Raw genomic sequence first — 2,814 nt, forward strand, 5'->3', positions numbered from 1 at the left:
CCTCTGTGGTCCATTTACAAATCAGCGTTCTGCCCGGCTCCCAGCTGCCCGGACTCTCTGTGAGTGCCCCTTTTGCTTGATCTCCACATCATAGGTTTGTTCAGTATTAATTTTGAACTTGTTTGTATTAAACAACAATCCACAAGGTTTGTCAAGAAAAATATTACAATTGGCTATTTACCCAAGGGCAATAGCCCTGCGTCGCACAAGGCGGGAGATAGGCTCACCGGCTGTTATCCGCTTTGCCCCACCTAAAGAAGCAGGAGGTATCTTTTACCTCTTCCTGTCCTTCCGGTGTTGTTCCTTCCAGGTCTTAATGTCCTTGAGGCGTTGTGCGAACCGCCCCTCCACCCCTTCATTGGTAGGATGGTAATAGCTCCTGCCCCGTAAGGATTCCGGCAGGCATTCCATATTTGTCAGCTTTTCAGCAGTATCATGGGCATATTGATAATCCCTGCCATAATCAAGCTCCTTCATCAGATTGGTTACAGCATTACGCAAATGAAGGGGCACCGGCTCAGCCTGTCTGGCCTCAGCATCCTTGCGGGCCATGCCATAGGCAACATAAAGGGCATTTGATTTAGGTGCCAGTGCCATATAAACCACTGCCTGAGTCAAATGCACCGTGCACTCCGGCATACCGATAAAATGACAGGCCTGATAAGCTGCCACTGCAATTTCCAGGGCCCGTGGATCAGCCAGGCCAATATCCTCACTGGCAAAGCGGGTAATTCTCCTGGCCACATACAGTGGATCCTCGCCACCCTCAAGCATTCTTGCCAGCCAATAAACTGCCGCATCAGGATCGGAGTTGCGCATAGATTTGTGCAGGGCCGAAATTATATTGTAATGTTCCTCACCATTCTTGTCATATAGCAAAAGCTTACGGGAAGTGCACTGCTCTATATTTTCCCCTGTAACCTCAAGGCCATCTTCTCCCGGCTGGGCATTCAAAACTGCCATTTCCAGTATGGACAAGGCTTTACGGGCATCCCCATTGGCAAATGACGCCAATTTGAACAGCAGGTCATCTGCTATCCTGACATTTTGCCCACCAAACCCCCGTTCATCAGTTATGGCACGCCGCAGAAGTCCCGCTATATTATCTTCTGTAAGGGCCTTCAGGACAAAGACCTTGCATCGGGAAAGCAACGCCCCGTTCACCTCAAAGGATGGGTTTTCGGTAGTAGCCCCAATAAGTATGATGCTTCCCTTTTCCACAAAGGGAAGAAAAGCATCCTGCTGGGCCTTGTTGAAGCGATGTATCTCATCAACAAAAACTATGGTCTTCTCACCGTATAGCCTATTGCTTTCCGCCTTTTTCATGACCTCCCGTATTTCCTTGATACCACTGGTCACCGCCGAAAAATTAATAAACCGGGCTTTGGTCATCTTGGCTATCACACCTGCCAATGTGGTTTTCCCTACTCCGGGAGGCCCCCAAAAAATCATTGAGGAAATGCTGTCCTGTTCAATCAGCCGACGCAAGACCTTACCCTTGCCCAATAAATGCTCCTGTCCTGCAATTTCCTCTATTGTCCGGGGGCGAATTCGTGCCGCCAGTGGCTCCGGTACGGCTTTACTAAACAAAGATGTCTATTCCATTGAAATTTATCTTCTTTCCCCAAAATATGTCAATCATTCTTCAAGAATCCAGGCAATACCGCGGGCCATCCGTTCTTCCCCGTGATAAAAATGATTGCCCTTATTGAGCTCAAAAATCGTCTTTATACCTTGACGACTGTAATAATCTGCCAAATACCGACTGTTGTCCTCCACGGACTTCAATATCTCATTTTTGGTCCCGGCCTCTTTATCCCCCAAGGAAAAATACAGTCTATCCGGCTTTCTGCACATAACATGACCTTCCACATACTGTATAAAATCAGGATACCAAAAGGACCCGGAGACACATGCCAAGCGTGAAAAAACATCCGTCCCATATGCTGCATACAAGGCAAACAGCCCCGCCAGCGAATATCCCCCCAGGGCAATATACGACGGTTCATTGACTAAATGCTTTAATATATCCGGCAATATCTCACCCTCCAGCTTTTCCAGATATACATCGGCACCGCCTGTGCAGGGAGCAGCTTTTTTTGACAGCGGAGGTATGGGCCATGGAGACATTTCATCGTCCCAGTCCAATCCATCAATGGCAGCAAAGGAAAATTCCGCCTGAGTCATTTCAGTCAATAAATGGTATACCCTTTCACCTTCCCCCTGTACTGTATGGAGGATGACCAAAGGAGCCCTGTGCTCCTGCCCATAAAATAAAACGGGCTTGCCTGCTGAAGAAAATTCCACCTTATTAACCATCCTTCAACCTCCAAAAATATAGTCATCCATCACAGTTCAGTCTTTCATTTTTACACATTTGATACAAAAACATGCTATATTCCTGCCAAAGTAAATCAAAGGACGGACTGAGCTTTTTTCCTTGCACTTTTCTTTACCTCTTCATGATAAAAATAATTAACCATGACAGGCGGCTCACCAAAATCAGCCATTTGGGAATCCTCCGCCCTTATATATGGCATATCATTGTCCTCTGCATATACTCTGAGCCTGCTGTCCAGTTCATTCCAATATTCCCTGTTTTTCCTTGAATAAATCTGATAATAAAGCTCATCAAGTTCAGGGTGGTTTTCATGTATCCAGTTCATGATTGTCACCCTGTAATCTCCACGAAGGTTGAGATTTTCCAGCCATACCAGATTGCATCTGTCCTTTGCCTGCTCAACAATGGCTTCCACATCAGTTATCCCTGGAAATATGGGGGAAATAAAGCAGGTAGTTTTTATTCCTGCCTCA

General features: G+C 46.6%; 2 protein-coding genes and 1 pseudogene. All 3 read right to left on the minus strand.

The annotated features are described in order from the left end of the window. Nucleotides 1–273: 273 nt before the first annotated feature. Entirely contained in the window at nt 274–1,590 is a 1,317-nt protein-coding gene (locus tag K6C05_RS08085) for a replication-associated recombination protein A (protein WP_296733465.1), read from the minus strand. A gap of 48 nt (nt 1,591–1,638) precedes the next feature. Continuing rightward, complete coding sequence (locus K6C05_RS08090) at nt 1,639–2,319, minus strand: alpha/beta hydrolase-fold protein (RefSeq protein ID WP_296733468.1); 681 nt, start codon at nt 2,317–2,319, stop codon at nt 1,639–1,641. Nucleotides 2,320–2,414: 95 nt separating this feature from the next. Continuing rightward, nucleotides 2,415–2,814 (minus strand): annotated as a pseudogene (locus tag K6C05_RS08095) (radical SAM mobile pair protein B); the annotation flags it as partial.

The organism is Anaerovibrio sp., from assembly GCF_024697385.1.
GTDB lineage: Bacteria > Bacillota > Negativicutes > Selenomonadales > Selenomonadaceae > Anaerovibrio.